This window comes from Pseudomonas sp. TE21394 (assembly GCF_054057835.1).
In genome coordinates this window covers 131,714-152,815 of sequence record NZ_JBSRZR010000001.1, presented here as the reverse complement: position 1 = coordinate 152,815, position 21,102 = coordinate 131,714, and the positions used below count along the sequence as shown (strand labels likewise).

18 protein-coding genes and 1 pseudogene are annotated in these 21,102 nt (G+C 63.4%); 8 read left to right on the top strand and 11 right to left on the bottom strand.

Translation table 11 applies throughout. The annotated features are described in order from the left end of the window. Positions 1 to 48: 48 nt before the first annotated feature. The 8 genes from dacB to ACVWZT_RS00675 all read right to left on the bottom strand — a co-directional run bounded on the left by dacB (position 49) and on the right by ACVWZT_RS00675 (position 9,162). Entirely contained in the window at positions 49 to 1,506 is a 1,458-nt protein-coding gene (dacB, locus tag ACVWZT_RS00710) for a D-alanyl-D-alanine carboxypeptidase/D-alanyl-D-alanine endopeptidase (RefSeq protein ID WP_457467679.1), read from the bottom strand. A gap of 199 nt (positions 1,507 to 1,705) precedes the next feature. Then, positions 1,706 to 2,050 carry a YggL family protein gene (locus ACVWZT_RS00705; RefSeq protein WP_004376110.1) on the bottom strand — a complete coding sequence of 115 codons (345 nt, stop codon included), beginning with the start codon at positions 2,048 to 2,050 and terminating at the stop codon, positions 1,706 to 1,708. Positions 2,051 to 2,091: 41 nt separating this feature from the next. After that, positions 2,092 to 5,718 (bottom strand): ATP-binding protein, encoded by a 3,627-nt coding sequence (locus ACVWZT_RS00700; RefSeq protein WP_457467678.1) that lies wholly within the window; start codon positions 5,716 to 5,718, stop codon positions 2,092 to 2,094. Between the two features lie 7 nt (positions 5,719 to 5,725). Then, entirely contained in the window at positions 5,726 to 6,343 is a 618-nt protein-coding gene (locus ACVWZT_RS00695) for a response regulator transcription factor (protein WP_296234524.1), read from the bottom strand. Between the two features lie 282 nt (positions 6,344 to 6,625). After that, positions 6,626 to 7,957: a deoxyguanosinetriphosphate triphosphohydrolase gene (locus tag ACVWZT_RS00690; protein ID WP_296234525.1), complete on the bottom strand. Its 1,332-nt coding sequence runs from the start codon at positions 7,955 to 7,957 to the stop codon at positions 6,626 to 6,628. A 180-nt stretch (positions 7,958 to 8,137) separates the two neighbouring features. Next, the gene (locus tag ACVWZT_RS00685) at positions 8,138 to 8,467 is read right to left on the bottom strand and encodes a hypothetical protein (RefSeq protein WP_296234526.1); all 330 of its coding nucleotides are present in this window, start codon (positions 8,465 to 8,467) and stop codon (positions 8,138 to 8,140) included. Continuing rightward, positions 8,464 to 8,838, bottom strand: coding sequence for a phage holin family protein (locus tag ACVWZT_RS00680; protein ID WP_225777001.1), 375 nt, complete (start codon positions 8,836 to 8,838; stop codon positions 8,464 to 8,466). Before ACVWZT_RS00680 ends, ACVWZT_RS00685 begins: the two co-directional genes overlap by 4 nt. 9 nt (positions 8,839 to 8,847) lie before the next feature. After that, positions 8,848 to 9,162, bottom strand: a complete 315-nt coding sequence (locus tag ACVWZT_RS00675) for a DUF883 family protein (RefSeq protein ID WP_170029062.1) — start codon at positions 9,160 to 9,162, stop codon at positions 8,848 to 8,850. Between the two features lie 312 nt (positions 9,163 to 9,474). Between ACVWZT_RS00675 and ACVWZT_RS00670 the strand changes: the two genes are divergently transcribed. The 5 genes from ACVWZT_RS00670 to ACVWZT_RS00650 all read left to right on the top strand — a co-directional run bounded on the left by ACVWZT_RS00670 (position 9,475) and on the right by ACVWZT_RS00650 (position 12,845). Continuing rightward, complete coding sequence (locus ACVWZT_RS00670; protein ID WP_296234527.1) at positions 9,475 to 10,683, top strand: ammonium transporter; 1,209 nt, start codon at positions 9,475 to 9,477, stop codon at positions 10,681 to 10,683. Between the two features lie 74 nt (positions 10,684 to 10,757). Next, positions 10,758 to 10,997: a glutaredoxin family protein gene (locus tag ACVWZT_RS00665; RefSeq protein ID WP_296234528.1), complete on the top strand. Its 240-nt coding sequence runs from the start codon at positions 10,758 to 10,760 to the stop codon at positions 10,995 to 10,997. A gap of 106 nt (positions 10,998 to 11,103) precedes the next feature. Then, the gene (locus tag ACVWZT_RS00660; protein ID WP_296234529.1) at positions 11,104 to 11,535 is read left to right on the top strand and encodes a D-Ala-D-Ala carboxypeptidase family metallohydrolase; all 432 of its coding nucleotides are present in this window, start codon (positions 11,104 to 11,106) and stop codon (positions 11,533 to 11,535) included. 65 nt (positions 11,536 to 11,600) lie between these two features. After that, a complete protein-coding gene (locus tag ACVWZT_RS00655) occupies positions 11,601 to 11,909 on the top strand; it encodes a transcriptional regulator (RefSeq protein WP_170029066.1) in 309 nt (102 codons plus the stop codon). A gap of 51 nt (positions 11,910 to 11,960) precedes the next feature. Next, positions 11,961 to 12,845 (top strand): pseudouridine synthase, encoded by an 885-nt coding sequence (locus tag ACVWZT_RS00650; RefSeq protein ID WP_457467676.1) that lies wholly within the window; start codon positions 11,961 to 11,963, stop codon positions 12,843 to 12,845. 88 nt (positions 12,846 to 12,933) lie between these two features. On the opposite strand, the gene ACVWZT_RS00645 is transcribed toward ACVWZT_RS00650, so the two are convergent. From ACVWZT_RS00645 to acnA, 3 genes and pseudogenes are all read right to left on the bottom strand, one after another. Beyond that, a complete protein-coding gene (locus tag ACVWZT_RS00645; RefSeq protein ID WP_296234534.1) occupies positions 12,934 to 14,499 on the bottom strand; it encodes a methyl-accepting chemotaxis protein in 1,566 nt (521 codons plus the stop codon). 198 nt (positions 14,500 to 14,697) lie between these two features. Then, positions 14,698 to 15,515 (bottom strand): annotated as a pseudogene (locus ACVWZT_RS00640) (CPBP family intramembrane glutamic endopeptidase). Positions 15,516 to 15,546: 31 nt separating this feature from the next. Beyond that, positions 15,547 to 18,288: an aconitate hydratase AcnA gene (gene acnA, locus ACVWZT_RS00635; RefSeq protein ID WP_457467674.1), complete on the bottom strand. Its 2,742-nt coding sequence runs from the start codon at positions 18,286 to 18,288 to the stop codon at positions 15,547 to 15,549. A gap of 222 nt (positions 18,289 to 18,510) precedes the next feature. Here acnA and rlmM point away from each other — a divergent pair, with 222 nt between their 5' ends. The 3 genes from rlmM (at position 18,511) to pdxB (ending at position 21,098) form a co-directional block, all read left to right on the top strand. After that, on the top strand, positions 18,511 to 19,575 hold the full coding sequence (rlmM, locus tag ACVWZT_RS00630) for a 23S rRNA (cytidine(2498)-2'-O)-methyltransferase RlmM (protein ID WP_457467672.1): 1,065 nt from the start codon (positions 18,511 to 18,513) through the stop codon (positions 19,573 to 19,575). Between the two features lie 77 nt (positions 19,576 to 19,652). After that, a complete protein-coding gene (gene tusA, locus ACVWZT_RS00625) occupies positions 19,653 to 19,895 on the top strand; it encodes a sulfurtransferase TusA (RefSeq protein ID WP_225777013.1) in 243 nt (80 codons plus the stop codon). Between the two features lie 60 nt (positions 19,896 to 19,955). Next, positions 19,956 to 21,098 (top strand): 4-phosphoerythronate dehydrogenase PdxB, encoded by a 1,143-nt coding sequence (gene pdxB / locus ACVWZT_RS00620; RefSeq protein ID WP_457467670.1) that lies wholly within the window; start codon positions 19,956 to 19,958, stop codon positions 21,096 to 21,098. Positions 21,099 to 21,102 lie beyond the last annotated feature (4 nt).

Genomic DNA, 21,102 nt, shown 5'->3' with positions numbered 1-21,102 from the left:
ACCGCTCCTGCAGCGAACCCCATCAGCCGACCCGGTGTGGCACGACGGTCAATTGGCCGCTGTGCTGTCGGCCAGCTTCGGCTGGCGGTACAGGTCCAGCAGCACCTGGTCGAGCACCTGCGATGCCCCCCACGGTTTCGGATCGTTGAGGATGGCCGCCACCGCCCAGGTATGACCATTGCTGTCACGGCTGAAGCCGGCGATCGCCCGCACGGTATTCAGCGTGCCGGTCTTGATGTGCCCTTCACCTGTCATTGCCGTGCGTTTCAGACGCTTGCGCATGGTGCCGTCCATGCCCACCAGCGGCATCGAGCTTATGAACTCGGCAGCGTAGGGGCTTTTCCAGGCGGCCTGCAGCATGGCGGCCATTTCCCGGGTACTGACCCGCTCGGCACGCGACAGGCCGGAGCCGTTTTCCATCACCAGGTGCGGTGCGGTAATGCCCTTCTTCGCCAGCCATTGACGCACCACGCGCTGGGCAGCGCGGGCATCGTCGCCATCGGCATCGGTGCGGAACTGCGCGCCGAGGCTGAGGAACAACTGCCGGGCCATGGTGTTGTTGCTGTACTTGTTGATGTCGCGGATCACTTCCACCAGGTCTGGCGAGAAGGCCCGGGCCAGCAGGCGTGCACCCTTGGGCACGTTCTCGAAGCGATTGCCACCCTGGATGCTGCCACCCAGCTCGTTCCAGATCGCGCGTACGGCACCGGCGGCGTAGGTGGGATGGTCAAGCAGCGACAGGTAGGTCTGCGAGTTGCAGCCCTCACCCAGCTGGCCGCTGACCGTTACGCTGATGCCATCGGCCTGTTGCACCGGGTTGTAGCGTACGTCACCCGAGCACTGCCTGGAGGCGACTGCCTTGACCTGGTTGTCGATGCGGATACTGGCAATCGGTGGTTCGACCGCGACGGTGACCTTGCCGCCGTCATTTCGGGCCACGAAGCGCAGGGCCTTGAGGTTGACCATCAAGGCATCCGGCTGGACCAGGAACGGCTTGTTCACATCGCCGCCGTCATCGTTGAACTGCGGCAGGTTGGGCTGCACGAAGTGGCTGCGGTCCAGCACCAGATCGCCAGTGACGGTGCGCACGCCATTGGCGCGCAGGTCACGCATCAACAGCCACAGCTTTTCCATGTTCAGTTTCGGGTCTCCACCCCCTTTGAGGTACAGGTTGCCGTTGAGCACCCCGTTGCTGAGGGTGCCGTCGGTGTAGAACTCGGTCTTCCACTGGAAGGTCGGGCCGAGCAGTTCAAGGGCTGCGTAGGTGGTAACCAGCTTCATGGTCGAGGCCGGGTTCACCGACACGTCGGCATTGAACACGGTCGGTGTGCCGGGGCCGTCCAGCGGCAGCATCACCAGCGACAGCGCCGAATCCTGCAGCTTGCTGGCCTTGAGGGCTTGCTGCACTTTGGCGGGCAGGGTGGTATTCACGGCAGCGGCATGGCCGGGCAGGGCGAATGGCAGCAGCAGGCCGGCAAGTACGAGGGGACGAAGCGTTTTGATCATAGTCAGTAAACACCCTACGGCGAGGGGGAAAGGGCATCGGGGCTGTAAAGGATGATGGCCCCAGGACGGAAGAATGCGCATTATGCCCCAAGCGCAGCGACGATGCGCCACGTTCGACGGAAAAGCACCAACCCGGGAAAAGCACGGCGCAAAAAAAAGGCCACCCGTGAAGGTGGCCTTTTCAGCGATCGGGCCGGTATTACTCGGCCTTGTTGATCGGTTTTTCCGGGTACCAGGCGTCCAGCAGCGGGCTGACTTCGATCTTGGTCAATTCGCTGCGGCCCTTGAGCCAGGCTTCAACGGCTGCACGCTGTTCTTCGCTGACCGAGCCGCGTTTGACCGAGCACACCAGGCCGAAATCGTCACCGCCTACATAGTCCAGGCCGTTGGCATCCATGGCTTCTGCCAGGAACGCGTCGAGGAAAGCATCGATTGCCTGGTCATCCAGATCTTCCTTGAATTCCAGGTTCAGCTCGAAGCCCAATTCCTGAAACTCGTCGACACACAGCTTCTTGCGCAGACGACGGGAGCGGTTTGTGGCCATGAAACAATCCTCTTAGGTAATAACGCCGCGCAGTCTACCAGTTAACACGCCTGGCTGCCTGTCTGTGTGCAGGTATCTGCGGCCAGTTCCCTGGCCAGGGCTCGTTCCACCCGGCCCATGTGCCGCGCCAGTGCCTGCCGTCGCAGGCGCAGTTGGACGGTGGACAGGCCGCCGGCTTCCAGGGCTTCGCAGGCTGCCATCAGCTCGGGCGCTTCCAGCATGCGTGCGGCGCTGAGTACCTTGTGTGCCTGTTCGGCGATGGCGTTGCTGTCGTGTTGCGGATCCAGCGACATCAACGTGGCCAGGTCGACCCGCAGGCTCTGCCGCAAGGTCTCGAGGAAGCGCTGGCGGTCGTTGGGGTCGTGCCCGACCACCGCGGCCAGACCATCCAGGTGATACAGCTTGCGCCGGCGTGGCTGCGTACGGCGCGGGCGAATGCCGGCCAGGCGCTGGCTGAGTGTGCTCAGGCTGATGGGCTTGAGCAGGCAGTCATCCATGCCGGCGTTCAGGCATTTGCGCCGTACCTCGGGCTGCGCGTTGGCGGTGTAGCCGAGAATGGTGCAGCGCGGGCGTTTGCCGTGGCTTTCCTCGGCCCGTACCGCGGACGCGAGTTGATAGCCGTTCATCTGCGGCATGTTGCAGTCGAGCACCAGCACATCGAAGTCGCCCGCCCGCCAGGTGGCCAGGCCTTCGTGGCCGTCGGCTGCGCTGGCATGTTCCAGGCCCAGGTAACCAAGCTGTTGTGCCATCAGTTGCAGGTTGGCCGGATGGTCATCGATCACCAGCACGCTCAGCCGTGGGTCAGGCACCTCGAGTTCCTCGGGCAGCGGGGCCGCCAGCGCGGCGCCGTCGACCCGCTGCAGCGGCATCTTCAGGCGTACCTGGGTACCGACATCTTCCAGGCTCCTGATACTCAGGGTGCCTCCCATCATTTCGCACAGGTTGCGGCAGATGGCCAGGCCGAGGCCGGTGCCGGCGCGGGCACCCTGGCTGTGCGGGTTGGCCTGGATGAACGGGTTGAACAGGCGTTGCAGGTCGTCAGCGGGTATGCCGATGCCACTGTCGCGCACTTCCAGCTCCAGCACGGCGGGGCTGCAGGCCTCATCCAGGCTGACGTTGATGCGCACCTGGCCGTGTTCGGTGAACTTGATGGCGTTGCTCACCAGGTTGGACAGCACCTGCTTGAAACGCAGCGGGTCGAGCTGTGCATGACAGCGTGCGGCGGGGTCGATCAGTACCTCCAGGGCCAGGCCTTTCTGCCGTGCCTGACCTTCGAAGATGCGCCCCACCGATTCGACCAGGCCCGCCAGGTCGACTACCTCAGGGGCAAGGTTCAAGTGCCCGGACTCGATGCGCACGATATCGAGGATGTCGCCGATCAGGCCCAGCAGGTCCTTGGCCGAATGGTGGGCCAGCTCCAGCGCGCTGCGGTCCACCCGGCCCTGGTCGGCACGCTTGACTGCCAGTTCCAGCATGCCGATGACCGCGTTCATCGGGGTACGGATCTCGTGGCTGATGGTCGCCAGAAACGTACTCTTGGCGCGGTTGGCATCGTCGGCCTGCTGCTTGGCCTGGCGCAGCTCCATCACCAGCTGGCGGCGCTCACTGATGTCGATCCAGCCGCCGATGATGCCCTGCACCTCGCCCAGGGAGTCGCGATAGGGAAGTATCCAGTGATAGATGGTCATCTCGCGGCCCTTGATCCGCAGCGGCCGGTCCATGATCAGCGGAGTGCCGGCTGCCATCACCCTCTGGTAATCCGCTTCGATCTGGCGGATATGCTCGTACTCTGCGAACAGGCTGTCGTTCAGACGTTTGCCTATGACCTCATCGGAGCAGGCCTGTACAGCTTCAAGGTAACTGAAGTTGCAACTTTGCAGGCAGCCGTCGCGATCACGTACGTACATGGGGTGGGGCGTGCCATTGAGCAGGGCGCGCATGAACGCCAGCTGGTCGTTCAACGCACGTTCGGCGCGTTGGCGTTGACTGATCTGCAGGCGCAGGCGGGCATTCCACAACAAGGCCAGCAGCAAGAGCACGGCAGCGCCCAGCACCAGTTGTACCGCGAGCCGACGGTAGTCCTGGCTGTTGCCGTCATCGTGCAGGCCGAAGCCGCGCCAGCGGTTGTTGATCACCCCCAGCTCCTCTGGCGAGATGCTCATCAGTGCCTTGTCGAGGATCGATACCAGCACTGCGGAGGAGCTGCTGGTGGCCATGGCGAAATTGGCCGGTTCGCTGCCAACGGTGGTGCGGATGACCAGCTCGGGGTTGCTGGCCAGGGCGTGGTTGGCGTCTACCAGGGGCGTGATCAGCGCGTCGACTGCACCGCTGTTGAGCAACGCCACGGAATAGAACGTACTTTCCGTCTCTACCCAGCCAACCTGCGGATAATTCCGTGACAGCATGGCGTCCATCGCGCTGTAGCGGTTGATGGCAATGCGGCGCCCGTGCATCTGGTCCAGCGAGGTCAGCGCTTCGCTGTCCTTGCGGCTGACCAGCACATAGACGCTTTCCAGGTAGGGGCGGCTGATTTGCAGGTTGCCCTCGGCCTGCCCGCCAGTGGCCAGTGCGGCAATGACGTCGGCGCGGCCATCCTTGAGGCGGGCAATCATGTCGGCGATGCCACTGGCGCGCTGCACGTCGAAGCGCAGGCCGGTACGCAGGCGAATGAGTTCCAGCAGGTCGGCGGTGATGCCACGGAAATAGCCGGCTGCATCGAAATAGGACAACGGCGCGGCGGTGTCATCGATCACCACGCGCATCACCGGGTGATCCCGTAACCATTGTTCCTCGGCCTCGGTCAGTTGCAGCTTGCGCTCACTCAGCAGCAGATCGCCGCCGGCGGTCCAGCGCTTGAAAATGCTGGCGCGTATGGCCGAAGGCTGGCTATCCAGCACGCCGTTCACCAGCTCCATCAGCAGCTTGTCCTGCTGGCGCATGGCAAAGCCGAAGCCGATGGCCTCGTGCTTGCCGAAACTGGCCATGCGCAGGCGCGGCAAGTGGCCTCGGTTCAGCTGGTAGTGGGTGGAAATGGTATCGCCGATGAACACGTCGGCTTGGCCGAACGCAACCGCGTTCAAGGCCTCGCTGGAAGAGCCGAAGGCCAGCAACTCAGCCTGCGGGTAGGCGTTGAGCACCTCCCGCCTGGGCAGGTAATGGTAGAGCATGCCAAGGCGCATGCCGGGCAGCCCTCTGTCGAGAGCGCGGCTTTCGTCTTCCCGTGTTACCAGCACCGGTTGGTCGATGGCATACGGTTGCGAAAGCGCCAGGCCGTCAGCAGCCGCCTCGTAGCCATTGGCACTGCCAAGCAGGTCGATATCGCCACGCCGCAGCGCTTTCACCGCCGCCTGCCGGCTGGGAAAGCGCAGCACCTTGACCGGCAACCGCAGAGCCTTGCCGATCAGGCTGGCGTATTCGGCTGTCAGGCCCTGGTATTCACGGCCGCCGCTGGTGATGTCGAACGGCGGGTAGTCCGGTGCCGAGGTGCCCAGCACCAGTTCCTGACGGTTTTCCAGCCACTGCCGTTGTTCGGCGGTAAGCGCTGGCTGGGTGGGCCGGGCGGTTGACCGGGCCAGCAGCGTGTAGGACGAGGCCCCTTGAGGTGTAGCCTGCGCCACGCTACTGAACAGGAACAGGGCGAGCAGCAGACGAGTGATGTGACACGCCATGACGACCTCAGACCAATGCGTTGCGCTTGGCCATTTCGATCAGGTCGACCAGCGTGTCGGCCTGAAGTTTGTGCATGAGGCGCTTCTTGTAGGTACTGACCGTCTTGCTGCTGAGAAACATGCCCTTGGCTATTTCCTTGTTGCTGCGCCCTTGGGCGAACAGCTGCAGTACCATCAGTTCACGATCATTCACCTGTCGGAAAAGTTTCAGGTCGGCATCTACCGCCTGGTTGTGCTTTATGGCCTGGCTGGGGAAATAGTTGTATCCGGCCAGCACGGCCTTGATTGCACTCAGCAGTTCGCTCAGATCCTCCTGCTTGCATACATAGCCTGCGGCACCCGAGTGCATGCAGCGCACGGCAAACAATGCCGGTGATTGCGCAGTCAACACCAGAACCTTCAGTGGCAACGCCATGGCCTGAAAGCGGGCAAGCACCTCCAGCCCGTCCAGCTTGGGGATGCTGATGTCGAGAATGACCAGGTCGGGGTTGGTTTCGCGAATCATCTGCATGGCGTCCACGCCATTATCCGACTCGCCGACAATCTTGTAGTTCTGGTTTTCCAGCAACATACGCACGGCCAGGCGGATGACAGGATGGTCGTCGACAATAAATATGGATTGCATGTTCAACTTCCCTGCGGGCTATTGAGGTGACAGGCGGCACCTTATCGCAGTTGGAAGTCATCGGGGGCGCGAGGAAGGGCTATTAGCCCCATATGGGAAATGGCTTACACGTTTATGCAAGTCTGGCTACGAAATATGGATTTTATAGCGGATGTCAAAGCGGGTTTGGTAACCAATCTTTAATATTTAGCCCCGTTGTTTATATTGCCGATTGTATATGTAGGAAGTTTCCTTCGGTCAGCGCTGGCAGCCCTGGGCAGGCCCGGGCTGCAGCGGCGCGGTTCAGGTCGGGCTGGAACGCCCGGTCATCTCGCGCGCCATTTCGCTGGCATAGCTGTCGGTCATCCCGGCGATGAAGTCGATCATGCGCAGGAAGGCACTGTACAGAGAACCGTGCGGGTCAGGGGCGTTGTTGCCGATCAGGTCCAGCACCCGGCGGCTCTTGAACGACGGCGTGCGCCCCCCGTGTTGCTCGAGCGCAGCGCCACAGAAGGTGTTCAGCAGAATTTCCAGGGTGGTGTAGGCGCCGATCTCGTGCAAGGTCTTGCGTTTGTCCTGGAAGATCTTGTTGCGCGCCATGGCCTTGGCCTGCAGCACGCAGCGTTTGGCCGGGCCATGCATATGTTCGACCAGGTCGCCCACCAGCTGGCCGGCCAGCAAGGCCTGCTGTTGCTCGACGAAGGCCCGCGCGGCGGCGTTGGTCAGGTGTTCGATGGCCTTGCCGCGCAGGATGGCCAACTTGCGCCGGCGGGAATCGCCCGGGCCGAGCTGGCGGTAGGTTTCCGGCAGGTCCTCGCCGACCAGGTCGAGCAGCAGCGCTTCGACTTCGGCGTATTGCAGCAGCTCCATTTCCAGGCCGTCTTCCAGGTCGATCAGCGCATAGCAGATGTCATCGGCGGCCTCCATCAGGTACACCAGCGGGTGGCGCGCCCAGCGTTGATACTCCATTTGCGGCAAGCCAAGCTTGCGGGCGATCTGCTCGAGCAGGGGCAGCTCGCTCTGGTAACTGCCGAACTTGTGTTTCTTGTAGCCCAGGGCGTCGGCGTGGCGTGCGCTCCACGGGTATTTCAGGTAGGTGCCGAGGGTGGCATAGGTCAGCCGGGTACCGCCGTCGAACTGGTGATACTCCAGCTGGGTCAGTACACGAAAGCCTTGGGCATTGCCTTCGAAGTTGAGGAAGTCGGCGCGCTCGTCGTCGCTCATGTCATCCAGCCAGCCACGTCCGGCGGCTTGCTGGAACCAGTGGCGGATCGCGTCTTCGCCAGAGTGGCCAAACGGGGGGTTGCCGATGTCATGAGCCAGGCAGGCCGACTGCACGATCATCCCCAGGTCGCTCGGGGCGCACCAGTCCGGAAGGTTGTCCCGCAGGGTTTCGCCGACGCGCATGCCCAGCGAGCGTCCTACGCAGCTGACCTCCAGCGAGTGGGTCAGGCGCGTGTGGATATGGTCGTTGCTGGAAACCGGGTGCACCTGGGTCTTGCGCCCGAGGCGGCGGAAAGCGCCGGAGAAAATGATGCGGTCGTGGTCTTTGTGAAAGGGGCTGCGCCCGAGCTCATCGGCGCTGTATAGCGCTTTGCCCAGGCGTTCGCGGGTGAGCAGGGTGTGCCAGTCCAAGGCGCGGTCTCCTGTGCATCGAAGGCAATAGCTTCCTGTGTCGGGCGTCCATGCGCAAGGGGCAGTTGTCTAACTGGGCTGTGGCAGCGGCCTTGTCCGCGATTGCGCCGGTGATTGTACTGCGCATTCGCGGATCGACCCGCTCTTACAGTGGCTGATGCCACAGGATTGATTGACCCGTCAGGGGCGGCGGCTGCCTTGCAGATACAGGCGCACCAACGGTAGCAGGGTGCTACCCAGGCGCAACAGCCGCGCGAGGTTACCGCTGCGCACGCCCTTGCCGGTGAGGAAACCCAGCGCGACCACGGCGCCAATTCCCCACAGCGGTGCATGCTTGATGCCGAGCCCGTCGTGCAGCGAGTTGCCCATTCCGCGCACGCGGCGCAGCGGCTCGAGCAACTGCCCGGACTCATGGCGGATTTCCTGGCGGTGCATTTCCATGCGCAGGCGCAACAGTGCCTTGCGCAGTTCACGAGGGTTACGCGTGTTTGGCAGTTCTGGCAGGCTCATGGCAACAGGCGCTCCCGGTCCTTGGCGAGTTCCTCGAGGGTGGCACCGAATGGTGACGACTCATCGAACACCGCAGCTTTCAAGCGCAATCCGCAGTACAGCGCGGCAATTCCGTAAAACACGCACAGGCCGATGATGCCAGCCAGGCGATAGCTGTCCCACAGCAGCACCAGTAGCAGCCCGGAGAGGGCCGTCAGCAGCAGCAAGGCGAACACCAGGGCCAGGCCGGCGAACAACAGCAGGCTCAAGGTGCGGCCCTTCTGCTCTTGCAGTTCGATGCCGAACAGTTCGATATGGCTGTGCAGCAGCCCCAGCGCGGCCGCACCCAGGCGCTTGCCAGCAGCGCTGGCGCCGTTGGCGTCGTTATCCATGGTATCCCCTCAGTGGCGGTTGGCCAGCAGGCCGATCAACAGCCCGACGCCCGCTGCGATGCCGATAGCCTGCCACGGGTTTTCCTGCACGTACTGTTCGGCGCTGCCCAACGCTGCCTGGCCGCGCTCGCGTACCGAGTCCTGGGTCAGCTGCAAGGTTTCGCGGGCCTGGGCCAGGCGCTCGTGAATCTGTCCGCGCAATTCGTCCGCCTGGTCACCAGCCAGGTTGGCAGTGTCAGCCAGCAGCTTCTCGGTGTCGCGTACCAGTGCCTGGAAGTCAGCCATCAATATCTCTTGTGCAGTCTTTGCCGATTTGCTGGCCATAGGTGTCTCCCTGTCGATGAATGTTGGTAGTTCGAGTGATAGCACATGCCGAAGGTTCAAGTGCCGCTGCTGGTATGGGCCTTGCTTAGGCTTTGCCACGTTGCGGGGCGCTCAAGGCAGGTATTGCGCCGATACAGGGCGTCAGCGCAGCGGCTACCGATAAACCTTAACCCAATCCACGACAAACCCAAGAAAAAACCGCGCAGGCTCCGCCGAGCTCACCGAAACAGGGCAAGGGGCTGGCACCGATCAGGTGCATCGATGCAGGTTCTTGAACTGTTCTGGTGCCTTTTCAGCAGGTCTGCCTACTTCATGGAAAACACGCACAGCGCGATGGACACTCTGGTCCACGGTTCCAATACCCTGTTCATTCTCATGGGCGCCATTTTGGTGCTGGCCATGCATGCCGGCTTCGCGTTTCTCGAAGTGGGCACGGTGCGCCACAAGAACCAGGTCAACGCCTTGTCGAAGATTCTCAGTGATTTTGCCATCTCGGCGCTGGTGTACTTCTTTGTCGGCTACTGGATCGCCTATGGGGTCAGTTTCCTGCAGCCGGCCGCCGCGCTGGCGGCCGACCAGGGTTATGCGCTGGTCAAGTGCTTCTTTCTGCTGACCTTCGCCGCAGCGATCCCGGCGATTATCTCCGGGGGCATTGCCGAGCGTGCGCGCTTCGTGCCGCAGTTATGCGCCACGGCGCTGATCGTGGCGTTTGTCTACCCGTTCTTCGAGGGTGTGGTGTGGAACGGCAACCTGGGGCTGCAGGCCTGGTTGCAGGCCCGCTTTGGCGCGCCGTTCCATGACTTTGCCGGCTCGGTGGTGGTGCATGCCATGGGCGGCTGGCTGGCCTTGGCGGCGGTCCTGCTGCTGGGCGCGCGACGCGGGCGCTATCGCGATGGCCGGTTGGTGGCGTTTGCGCCGTCGAGCATTCCCTTCCTGGCGCTGGGGTCGTGGATCCTGATCATTGGCTGGTTCGGTTTCAACGTCATGAGTGCGCAGACCCTGCAGGGAATCAGCGGCCTGGTGGCGATCAACTCGCTGATGGCCATGGTCGGTGGCACCCTGTCGGCCTTGCTGGCCGGGCGTAACGACCCGGGCTTCCTGCATAACGGGCCACTGGCCGGTCTGGTGGCGGTCTGTGCGGGTTCCGACCTGATGCACCCGATTGGCGCGCTGGTCACTGGGCTGGTCGCGGGCGGACTGTTCGTCTGGACCTTCACCGCGGCACAGAACCGCTGGAAGATCGACGATGTTCTGGGCGTGTGGCCATTGCATGGCCTGTGTGGTGTGTGGGGCGGCATTGCCTGTGGTGTGTTCGGCCAGGCGGCCCTGGGCGGCATGGGCGGTGTCAGCCTGGTCAGCCAGTTGCTGGGCAGCCTGCTGGGCGTGCTGGTGGCGCTGGCCGGTGGCTTTGCCGTGTACGGTGCGATCCGCGCGCTGCATGGCCTGCGCTTGAGCCATGAACAGGAGTTCCAGGGGGCCGATCTGTCGATGCACCGTATCGGCGCTACCAGTCAGGATTGAACCTGGTCAGGTGCGCAGGGGGCAGCAGCGGCCTAGAATAGGCTTCCCTTCATGCCAAAACCGGAACCTGCCCCATGCTGCCTGAATGCCAACTGTTCGGCACCCTCGGCTGCCACCTGTGCGAAGTGGCCGAGGCCGTGCTGATGCCCTTCGTCGATCATGGCCTGCTGGTGGAGCTGGTGGATATTGCCGAAAGCCAGGCCATGTTCGAGCGTTACGGCCTGATCATTCCGGTGCTGCGGCGCTGCGATAACGGCGCCGAGCTGCATTGGCCGTTCGATGCCGAGCAGGTCGTGGCGTTTCTCGCGCAATGACGGCACCAGGGGAGGCGCCTCCCTGCTCCATGGGGCGCGCTGGGTCGTGATGATCATCTGCCGGCACGCCGAGGCCGGCCGTTTCCACCGATCATCAGGACCCGCCATGCTCATTTCCCCCCATTTCACCCTCGCTGAAATGACCGTTTCACAGCTCGCCGCCAGGGAAGGGCTGGACAACGATCCGCCAGCCGAGGCGCGTGCCAACCTGCAACTGTTGTGCAATGTCCTGGAGCAGGTTCGCGCGCTGTTTGGCGCGCCGGTCATCGTCAGCAGCGGCTATCGCAGTCCGGCAGTCAACAGCCGCATTGGCGGGGCGCCGACAAGCAAGCATTTGCAAGGGCTGGCCGCCGACTTTACGGTGGTTGAAGTAAGCCCGTGCGAAGTCGTGCGCCGCATCAGCGAAAGCGCCATTCCGTTCGACCAGTTGATCCTCGAGTTCGAGCAATGGGTACACCTGTCGGTGACGCCAGGCGCGCCCCGGCGACAGGTGTTGACCATCAGCAGAGACAGCGGCTGCCAGGAGGGGCTGCAATGAAGCGCATTGACGAATGTAAGGGGATGTTCGTATGCTGTATATAAATACAGTGTCGAGGTAAAGCCATGCTCAACGTCGAGCAACTCAAGTACAGCGTCAACCGCATGCCCGTCGAACGGGTGGCGGACGCCGTTCTGGAACTGCGCCTCGAAGGCCTGGTCACCGACGACCGCACACCGTTCGGCAAGGTCCACTTCAATACCTGCTTTGCAGAAATTGAGGCCTTGTTTCAGCGTGCCGGCTATCACCGCGGGCTGGATGTCGTGGGTTATCAGGGGTTGCTGTATGCCCTGTACGACCCCGGCCGCTGGGAGCCGGTGCAGGTACTGCGTTGGCTGAAGGAACGCAGCGAAGCGATGGCCAAGGCTGGTTGAGGGTGCAAGCTTGGGGGATAATGCGCGGCCGTGAATGTTTCGAGCCCCGCCATGACCACGCCGTTCGACCCCGCCCGCCAGCAAGCCAGCACAGTGTGCCTGCCACCCGGTAATTGGGCGACGGTACTCGACTGCCTGTGTGACCATTTCAAGGCTATCGACCGGGATCAATGGCTTGATCGCTTTGCCCGGGGCCGGGTGCTGGATGCCGAGGGGCGAGCTATCTCGGCTGAGCTGCCGTACAAGCGGGGCATGCGTTTGCACTACTTCCGTGAAGTGCCGAATGAGCGGCCGATTCCGGCGCAGGAGGCGGTGCTGCACGTTGATGATCACCTGGTGGTGGCGGACAAGCCGCATTTCCTGCCGGTGACGCCGACCGGGGAATATGTCGAGCAGACCTTGCTGCGCCGCCTGATTCACCGCCTCGGCAACCCGCACTTGGTACCGTTGCACCGTATCGACCGGCATACGGCCGGGCTGGTGCTGTTTTCCGCCAATCCTCAGAGTCGCAGTGCCTACCAGCGGCTCTTCCCTGAGCGGCGTATCGAAAAGCGCTACCAGGCCATTGCCGCAGCCATGCCGCAACACGATTTTCCGCTGGTGCACAAAAGCCGCCTGGTGCATGGCGAGCCGTTTTTCCGCATGCACGAAGTGGAAGGGGAGGCTAACAGCGAAACCTGGGCCGAAGTGCTGGAGAAGCATGGCGACCTGTGGCGCTATGGGTTGTCGCCGGTCACCGGCAAGACCCACCAGTTGCGTGTGCACATGGCGGCATTGGGTGCGGGTATCAGCAATGACCCGTTCTACCCGCTGTTGCTCAACGAACAGGATGACTATCAGCGGCCGTTGAAACTGCTGGCGCAGAGCTTGCGTTTCGAGGACCCACTGAGCGGGGAAGAACGCTATTTCGAGAGCCGTTTGCACCTGGATTGGTGACCTGGAGGATTCAGGTACAGCGCCAACTTGTAGTCAGCGCAGTTCCCAAGGTAGCTACTCTGTTCACGGGCAAGCTTTTCTGAGGGGCTTAGCGGTTGAAGCGCTCCACCAGTGAGTACTGGGTACCCGCGGTACTGGTCAGCTCTTCGCTGAGCAGCGCCGAGTGCTGGGCCTGTTCGGCGGTCTGGTCGGCCAGCTCGGCAATGGTGCTGATGTTGCGGCTGATCTCGTCGGCTACCGCGGTCTGCTCTTCTGTCGCGGCGGCGATCTGGGTTGCCATGTCGGTGATGTTGGCCACCGCTTCGCTGATCCCGACCAGTGCCTCGTCGGCCTGCATCACGCGTTCGACGCCTTCCTGCGCCTGGCGGTGGCCGGTTTCCATGGTCAGTACGGCATTGCTGGCAGTCTGTTGCAGCTTGGCGATAAGCCCGTGAATCTGCCCGGTGGACTCGGCGGTGCGCTGTGCCAGCTGGCGCACTTCATCGGCCACCACGGCAAAGCCACGGCCCATTTCACCTGCACGCGCCGCTTCGATGGCTGCGTTCAATGCCAACAGGTTGGTCTGATCGGCGATGCCCTTGATCACATCGACCACGCCACCAATCTCGTCACTGTCCTTGGCCAACTGGGTGACTGTCTGGCCAGTTTCGCCTACCGCAGCCGACAGGCGCTCGATGGCTTCGCGGGTTTCCCCGGCGATCTGCCTGCCCTGGCTGGTCAGGCGGTTGGCTTCCTGGGTGGCATCGGCGGTGCGCTGCACGTGGTTGGCCACTTCCTGGGTGGTGGCGGCCATCTGATTGACTGCGGCGGCGACTTGCTCGGTTTCCACACGCTGACGTTCCAGCCCCGAAGAACTCCTGTGCGCCAGGGCGTCGGACTGGCGCGCCTGTTCGCTGAGGTGTTCGGCGCTGTCCTGCAGACGGGTCAGGCAGGTTTTCATGCGTGCGTCCTGGCTCAGCATGGCCATTTCCAGGCGTGCCTGTACCCCGCGGCTGTCAGTGTACATCTGTGCGATCAGCGGGTCGGAGGTGGTCTGTTCGGCCAGGCGCAGCAGGCGCTTGAGGCCGCGCTGCTGCCAGCCCAGACCGAGCAGGCCCAGGGGTACGGAAAGCCCGGCGGCCAGGGCGAAGCCCCAGGAATGGCCGAGCCAGTTGCCGATCAGGAAGCCCACCTGGCTGATCAGGATGAACGGCAGCCAGTCCTGCAGCACCGGTAGCCACTTGTCGCGGCGTGGTACTGGCGGCTTGCCCTGGTTGATCCGTTGGTAGAGCGCCTCGGCGCGACGAATCTGTTCGGCAGTGGGTTTGACCCGCACCGATTCGAAGCCAACCACCTGGTTGTTGTCGAAGATCGGCGTGACGTAGGCGTTGACCCAATAGTGGTCACCGGACTTGCAGCGGTTCTTGACGATACCCATCCACGGCTGGCCCTGCTTGAGGGTCTGCCACATGTGCGCGAACACGGCTGGCGGCACGTCCGGGTGGCGTACCAGGTTGTGTGGCGCACCGGTCAGTTCTTCGCGGGTGAAACCACTTATCTCGATGAAAGCATCGTTGCAGTAAGTGATCACCCCTTTGGCATTGGTGGTAGAGATCAACCGCTGCTGGGCAGGGAAAGTCCTTTCTCTCTGGGTAATCGGCTGGTTGTTACGCATGGGTTGATAGTCCGCAGGGCTTTCCAAAGCTATCGGCAAGGCCCTGGTTTTATTGAGTGAATATTTGCAAGGCTTGATCTGTGGCAATAGGCCATTATTCAGTCTGGGTTAGTCGCCGGGCATGTTCAGGCTTGTTTGCGTCATTATTGCGTTTTTACTGCGGATTAATGACGTAGAAGTCAGATGATGACCGATTAGCTAGCCAAGAGCCAGCATCGGGTAGCTGAACAGCGTGAAATGCATCAGGTTCAGGCCGAAGTGGCAAAGCACGGCTGCCGCCACGCCGCCCCAGCGGTATGCCAGGCCGTAGCCCAGACCAGCGAGGGTGGCCAGGTATACCCATTGCCAGCCAGCCCCCAGGTGGGCCAGGCCGAACAGCATGGCGGCGGCGAACAACGCCAGCCCCTGATGGCGCAGCATGCGCTGTAGGCTGCCTTGCAGATAACCGCGAAACAGCAGCTCTTCGGTCAGGCTGACCAACAACAGGTTGTTCAGCAACCACAGCCAGGCCTGTTCGGGCCATTTCGGCGCCCATGCAACCATGCCCAAGGCCCAGGCGCCGCCCAGGCAGGCAAGCAGGGTCAGGGGCAGCACGTACAGCAGGCTGGCCTGCAGGCCCTGGCCGCGCCAGATGATCAGCCAAGGGCAGGCCAACAGCAGCCAGGCGCCGATCAGCGGTTTGTCCAGGTTCAGGTACAAGGTGAAGGGCTGGGCGCCGGAGCTGAGGATGGCGCTGTCGATGACCTTGGCTGCGTTAAACCGGGCAGCCAGTGCAGCGCCAGGGCGATAGCCAACAGGATGAACAGTACATGGCCCAGGGCTCGTAGCCAGCGCTGCGGGCGACCAGCAAGCAGGGCGCAGACAAGCAGGGCGAGGAAGGTGGGCAGGGTGGCGATGCCAAGGTTGCCGAGGTTCAGGGCCAGCGTGTAACCGAGGGCCAGAAACAGGAGAACGATCAGGTGGAGGCGAGGCACGAGTGGTCCTTCTCGGGTAGATGGAAACGGGCCGCTACCCATCGCCTGCGGGAGCGGCCCAAGCATACCCGATTCAGCCGGCGATCAGCTGACGCAACACATAATGCAGGATTCCCCCTGCCTTGAAGTACTCCACCTCGTTCAAAGTGTCGATGCGGCAAAGCACTTCGATCTGCTCCTGCTGCCCATCCTCGCGGATGATGCGCAGGGGCAGGTTCATGCCTGGGTGGAGTTCCGCGCCGGTCAGGCCCAGGACATCGATCTGCTCCTTGCCGGTCAGCCCCAGTTGCTTGCGGTTGTGCCCGGCCTTGAACTGCAGCGGCAGCACCCCCATGCCCACCAGATTGGAACGGTGAATGCGTTCGAAGCTTTCTGCGAGCACCGCCTTGACGCCCAGCAGGTTGGTGCCCTTGGCCGCCCAGTCGCGGCTTGAACCGGTGCCGTACTCCTGCCCGGCAATCACTACCAGCGGAGTGCCGGCTTGCTGGTAGCGCATGGCGGCGTCGTAGATCGGCAATTTCTCGCCAGTGGGCACGTGCAGGGTGATGCCACCTTCTTCGCCCGGCAGCATCTCGTTGCGGATACGGATGTTGGCGAAGGTGCCCCGCATCATCACTTCATGGTTGCCACGCCGCGAGCCGTAGGAGTTGAAATCGCGTGGTTCCACGCCCTGTTCACGCAGGTAGCGCCCGGCCGGGCTGTCGGCCTTGATATTGCCGGCCGGGGAAATGTGGTCGGTGGTCACCGAGTCGCCCAGCAGCGCCAGTATTCTTGCGTTCCGGATATCCGTGAGCTGCGGTGGTGGCCCGCCGATGCCATCGAAGAAGGGGGGATGCTGGATGTAGGTGGAGTCAGCCTGCCACGCGTAGGTGGCTGCCTGAGGTACTTCGATGGCCTGCCACTGCGCATCGCCAGCGAACACTTCGGCGTATTCCTTGTGGAACATCGCCGTATCGACCTTGGCCACGGCCGCGGCGATTTCCTGCTGGCTGGGCCAGATGTCGCGCAAGTACACCGGCTGGCCGTCGTTGCCGGTCCCCAGCGGGTCGCTGGTCAGGTCCAGGCGCACGGTGCCGGCCAGGGCATAGGCCACCACCAGCGGCGGCGAGGCCAGCCAGTTGGTCTTCACCAGCGGGTGCACGCGGCCTTCGAAGTTGCGGTTCCCCGACAATACCGAGGCTACGGTGAGGTCGGCGCTGCCAATGGCCTTTTCGATCGCGTCATCCAGCGGGCCAGAGTTGCCGATGCAGGTGGTGCAACCATAGCCGACCAGGTCGAACCCCAGTTGGTCGAGGTAGGTGTCGAGCCGGGCGGCCTTGAAGTAGTCGGTGACTACCTTGGAACCCGGCGCCAGCGAACTCTTGACCCAAGGTTGGCGCTGCAGGCCTTTCTCCAGGGCCTTTTTCGCCACCAGCCCGGCGGCCATCATCACGCTGGGGTTGGAGGTGTTGGTGCAGGAGGTGATCGCAGCGATCACCACCGCGCCATCGCGCAGGGTATGGGTCTGGCCTTGATGGCTGTAGTCGATTTCTCCGGCCTGGTCGGCGTTGCCCACCGCCACGCCGCCGCCACCTTCGCTTTCCAGACGGCCGACTTCCTTGGCAAGGGGTTTGGGCTGCAGTTCGATAAAGTGGTCGAAGGCCTGGCGGACCTGGCCCAGGGCCACTCGGTCCTGCGGCCGCTTGGGCCCGGCCAGGCTGGCCTCCACCTCGTGCATGTCCAGCGCCAGGCTGTCGCTGAACAGCGGCTCCTGCCCCGGCAGCCGCCACAAGCCCTGGGCTTTGCAGTAGTGCTCGACCAGTTGCACGGTCGCCTCGGGGCGGCCGGACAGGCGCAGGTAGTCCAGGGTTACCTGGTCGACCGGGAAGAAGCCGCAGGTGGCACCGTATTCCGGGGCCATGTTGGCGATGGTCGCGCGGTCGGCCAAGGGCAGCTCGGCCAGGCCATCGCCATAGAATTCGACGAACTTGCCGACCACACCCTTCTTGCGCAGCATCTGCGTCACCGTCAGCACCAGGTCGGTGGCGGTGATGCCTTCGCGCAGCTTGCCGGTCAGCTTGAAGCCGATCACTTCCGGGATCAGCATTGATACCGGCTGGCCGAGCATGGCCGCTTCCGCTTCGATGCCGCCCACGCCCCAGCCGAGCACGCCCAGGCCATTGATCATGGTGGTATGCGAATCAGTGCCGACCAAGGTGTCCGGGAAGGCGTAGGTGCGGCCATCGGCCTCACGGGTCCAGACGGTGCGGCCCAGGTATTCCAGGTTGACCTGGTGGCAGATCCCGGTGCCTGGCGGTACCACGCTGAAGTTGTCGAAGGCGCTCTGGCCCCAGCGCAGGAACGCATAGCGTTCACCATTGCGCTGCATTTCGATGTCGACGTTCTCGCTGAAGGCCTGTGGCGTGCCGTAGCGGTCGACCATCACTGAGTGGTCGATCACCAGGTCCACCGGTGACAGCGGGTTGATCCGCTGCGGATCGCCACCGGCCTTGGCCATGGCGGCGCGCATGGCGGCCAGGTCGACCACCGCCGGCACGCCGGTGAAGTCCTGCATCAGTACCCGCGCCGGGCGGTACTGGATCTCGCGGTCGGAACGCCGCTCGCCCAGCCATTGGGCAAGGGCACGCAGGTCGTCGCCAGTGACAGTCTTGCCGTCCTCCCAGCGCAGCAGGTTTTCCAGCAGCACCTTCAGCGACATCGGCAGGCGCTGCAGGTCGCCCAGCTGTCGGGCGGCTTCGGGAAGGCTGAAGTAGTGGTAGGTCTGGTCACCCACCGTGAGGGGCTTGAGGGTGTTCAGGCTATCGAGCGAGGGCATTGCCAACTCCTTCTGCGCCGGTGGCCGGCAATGGCTCAGGCCTGCCGGGGCACCGCTCTGTGTCGGCCCGCACGCTGCGGACCTGGCTGAAAGGTCAGGTTAGACCGCTTTGCGCCACCTGACCCTTTTCTGGACCGGCGGGGCGTGTCGCAGGTTCCAATCTTCCTTTATCATCGCCGCCCTGCCGGCGCCTGTGGCGCGCCCGCCGTAGTGGAGTGAGAGATGAATACCCTGTTCATGCATTGCCGGCCCGGTTTCGAGGGCGAGGTCTGCGCCGAAATCAGCGAACATGCCGCCCGCCTGGGCATCGCCGGTTATGCCAAAGGCAAGCCGCACAGTGCCAGTGCCGAGTTTGTCTGCAGCGAGGAGGGTGGTGGCGAGCGCCTGATGGGGGAACTGCGCTTCAACCAGCTGATTTTCCCTCGGCAATGGGCCCGTGGCGGTTATGTCGAGCTGCCGGAAAGCGACCGCATTTCTGTGCTGCAGGCGTACCTGGCCGGGTTTCCGGTGTTCGGCAGCCTGTGGCTGGAAGTGCTGGACAGCAACGAGGGCAAGGAGTTGTCGACCTTCTGCCGCAAATTCGAGGTGCCACTGCGCAAGGCGCTGGAAAAGTCTGGTCAGCTGGTCGACGACGCCAGCCGTCCACGCCTGCTGCTTACCTTTCTCAGCGGCCGCCGCGTGTTCGCCGGCGTCGCCCCGGCCAATAACAGCGCGCTGTGGCCGATGGGCATCCCGCGCCTGAAATTTCCCCGCGAGGCGCCCAGCCGCTCGACCCTCAAGCTGGAAGAGGCCTGGCACCAGTTCATTCCCCGTGAACAATGGGCGCAGCGCCTGGGTGATGACATGACCGGTGTCGACCTGGGGGCATCGCCGGGTGGCTGGACCTATCAACTGGTGCGTCGGGGCATGCTGGTGACGGCCATCGACAACGGGCCGATGGCGGAAAGCCTGATGGATACCGGGCTGGTCCAGCACCTGATGGCTGATGGTTTCACCTGGCAGCCGAAGCAGCCGGTGGACTGGATGGTGTGTGACATTGTCGAGAAGCCGGCGCGCACCACCTCGCTGATCGAAACCTGGCTGGGCGAGGGGCTGTGCCGCGAAGCGGTGGTCAACCTGAAATTGCCCATGAAACAGCGCTATGCCGAGGTACGCCGGTTGCTCGAGCGCATGGAGGCGACATTCAAGGCGCGCAAGGTCAAGGTATCGATCGCCTGCAAGCAGCTGTATCACGACCGTGAGGAAGTGACCTGCCATCTGCGCCGGCTTGATCCGAAACCACGCTGATTGGCGGGGCCGCCCAGCGGCCCCTTGGTTCAGGCGGTACTATGCGCGACAATGGCGCATCACTTGCGGAGCCTTCCATGACCGAATTCACCCCCGACGCCATCCTCGACGCCACCGGCCTGAATTGCCCGGAACCGGTGATGATGCTGCACCAGCACGTCCGTGACCTCGCCGCTGGCGGCCTGCTCAAAGTCATCGCCACCGACCCCTCGACCCGTCGCGACATCCCCAAGTTCTGCAACTTCCTCGGTCACGAACTGCTGCAGCAGCAGGAGAACGCCGGCACCTTCCTGTACTGGATCCGCAAGAAAGCCGACTGAAGCGCTCTGGAACACGCCCGGCGTTGCGCCTACACTGCGTTCCCCAGACAGGAGAGCGCCATGCTGATAGTTGCCGACGAGAACATTCCGCTGCTCGATGCCTTTTTCCAGGGTTTCGGTGAAATTCGCCGTTACCCTGGCAGAAGCCTAGATGCCGCCAGCGTCAGGGACGCCGACATTCTGCTGGTGCGCTCGGTGACCAAGGTCGACCGCCAACTGCTCGAAGGTAGCCGCGTGCGCTTTGTCGGCACTTGCACCATCGGCACCGACCATTTGGACCTGGACTACTTTACCGAGGCCGGTATCCGCTGGAGCAGCGCCCCAGGGTGCAACGCCCGGGGTGTGGTCGATTACGTGCTGGGCAGTCTGCTGACCCTGGCCGAGCTGGATGGCGTGGCGCTGCCCGAGCGGGTGTATGGCGTGGTGGGCGCCGGTGAGGTGGGGGGGCGCCTGGTACGGGTACTGCACGGCCTGGGCTGGAAGGTGCTGGTGTGCGACCCATTGCGCCAGGCCGCCGAGGGCGGCGATTACGTCAGCCTCGATACTCTCCTGCAGCAATGCGATGTGATCAGCCTGCATACCCCGTTGCAGCGTGGCGGCGAGCACCCGACCTGGCACTTGCTGGGCCAGGCGCAACTGGCACGTCTGCGCCCGGGCGCCTGGTTGATCAACGCCAGCCGCGGCTCGGTGGTGGACAACCACGCGCTGCGCGAACTGCTGCTCGAGCGTGAAGACGTGCATGCGGTGCTGGACGTGTGGGAGGGCGAGCCGCAGGTCGACCTGCAACTGGCCGACCTCTGCACGCTGGCCTCGCCGCACATTGCCGGCTATAGCCTCGACGGTCGGCAGCGGGGCACGGCGCAGATCTATCAGGCGTTGTGCCGCTTCCTGGGCGTGGAGGAACAGGTGCAACTGAGCGACCTGCTGCCACGCCCGCCGCTGGCCCAGATCGAGCTGGATGCCGATGCCGACCCGGCCTGGGCTTTGGCCACCCTGTGTCGCGCCTTGTACGACCCGCGCCGTGACGATGCCGACTTCCGCCGCAGCCTCAGCGACGACCCGCAGCAACAGCGCGCGGCATTCGACCAGTTGCGCAAGCAGTACCCACCGCGTCGCGAAATCGAAGGGCTGGCGGTGCGCTTGCGCGGTGAGTCGCCGCAGTTGGCGCAGCTGGTGAGTGCCCTGGGTGGGGTGCTGGTCTGACAGC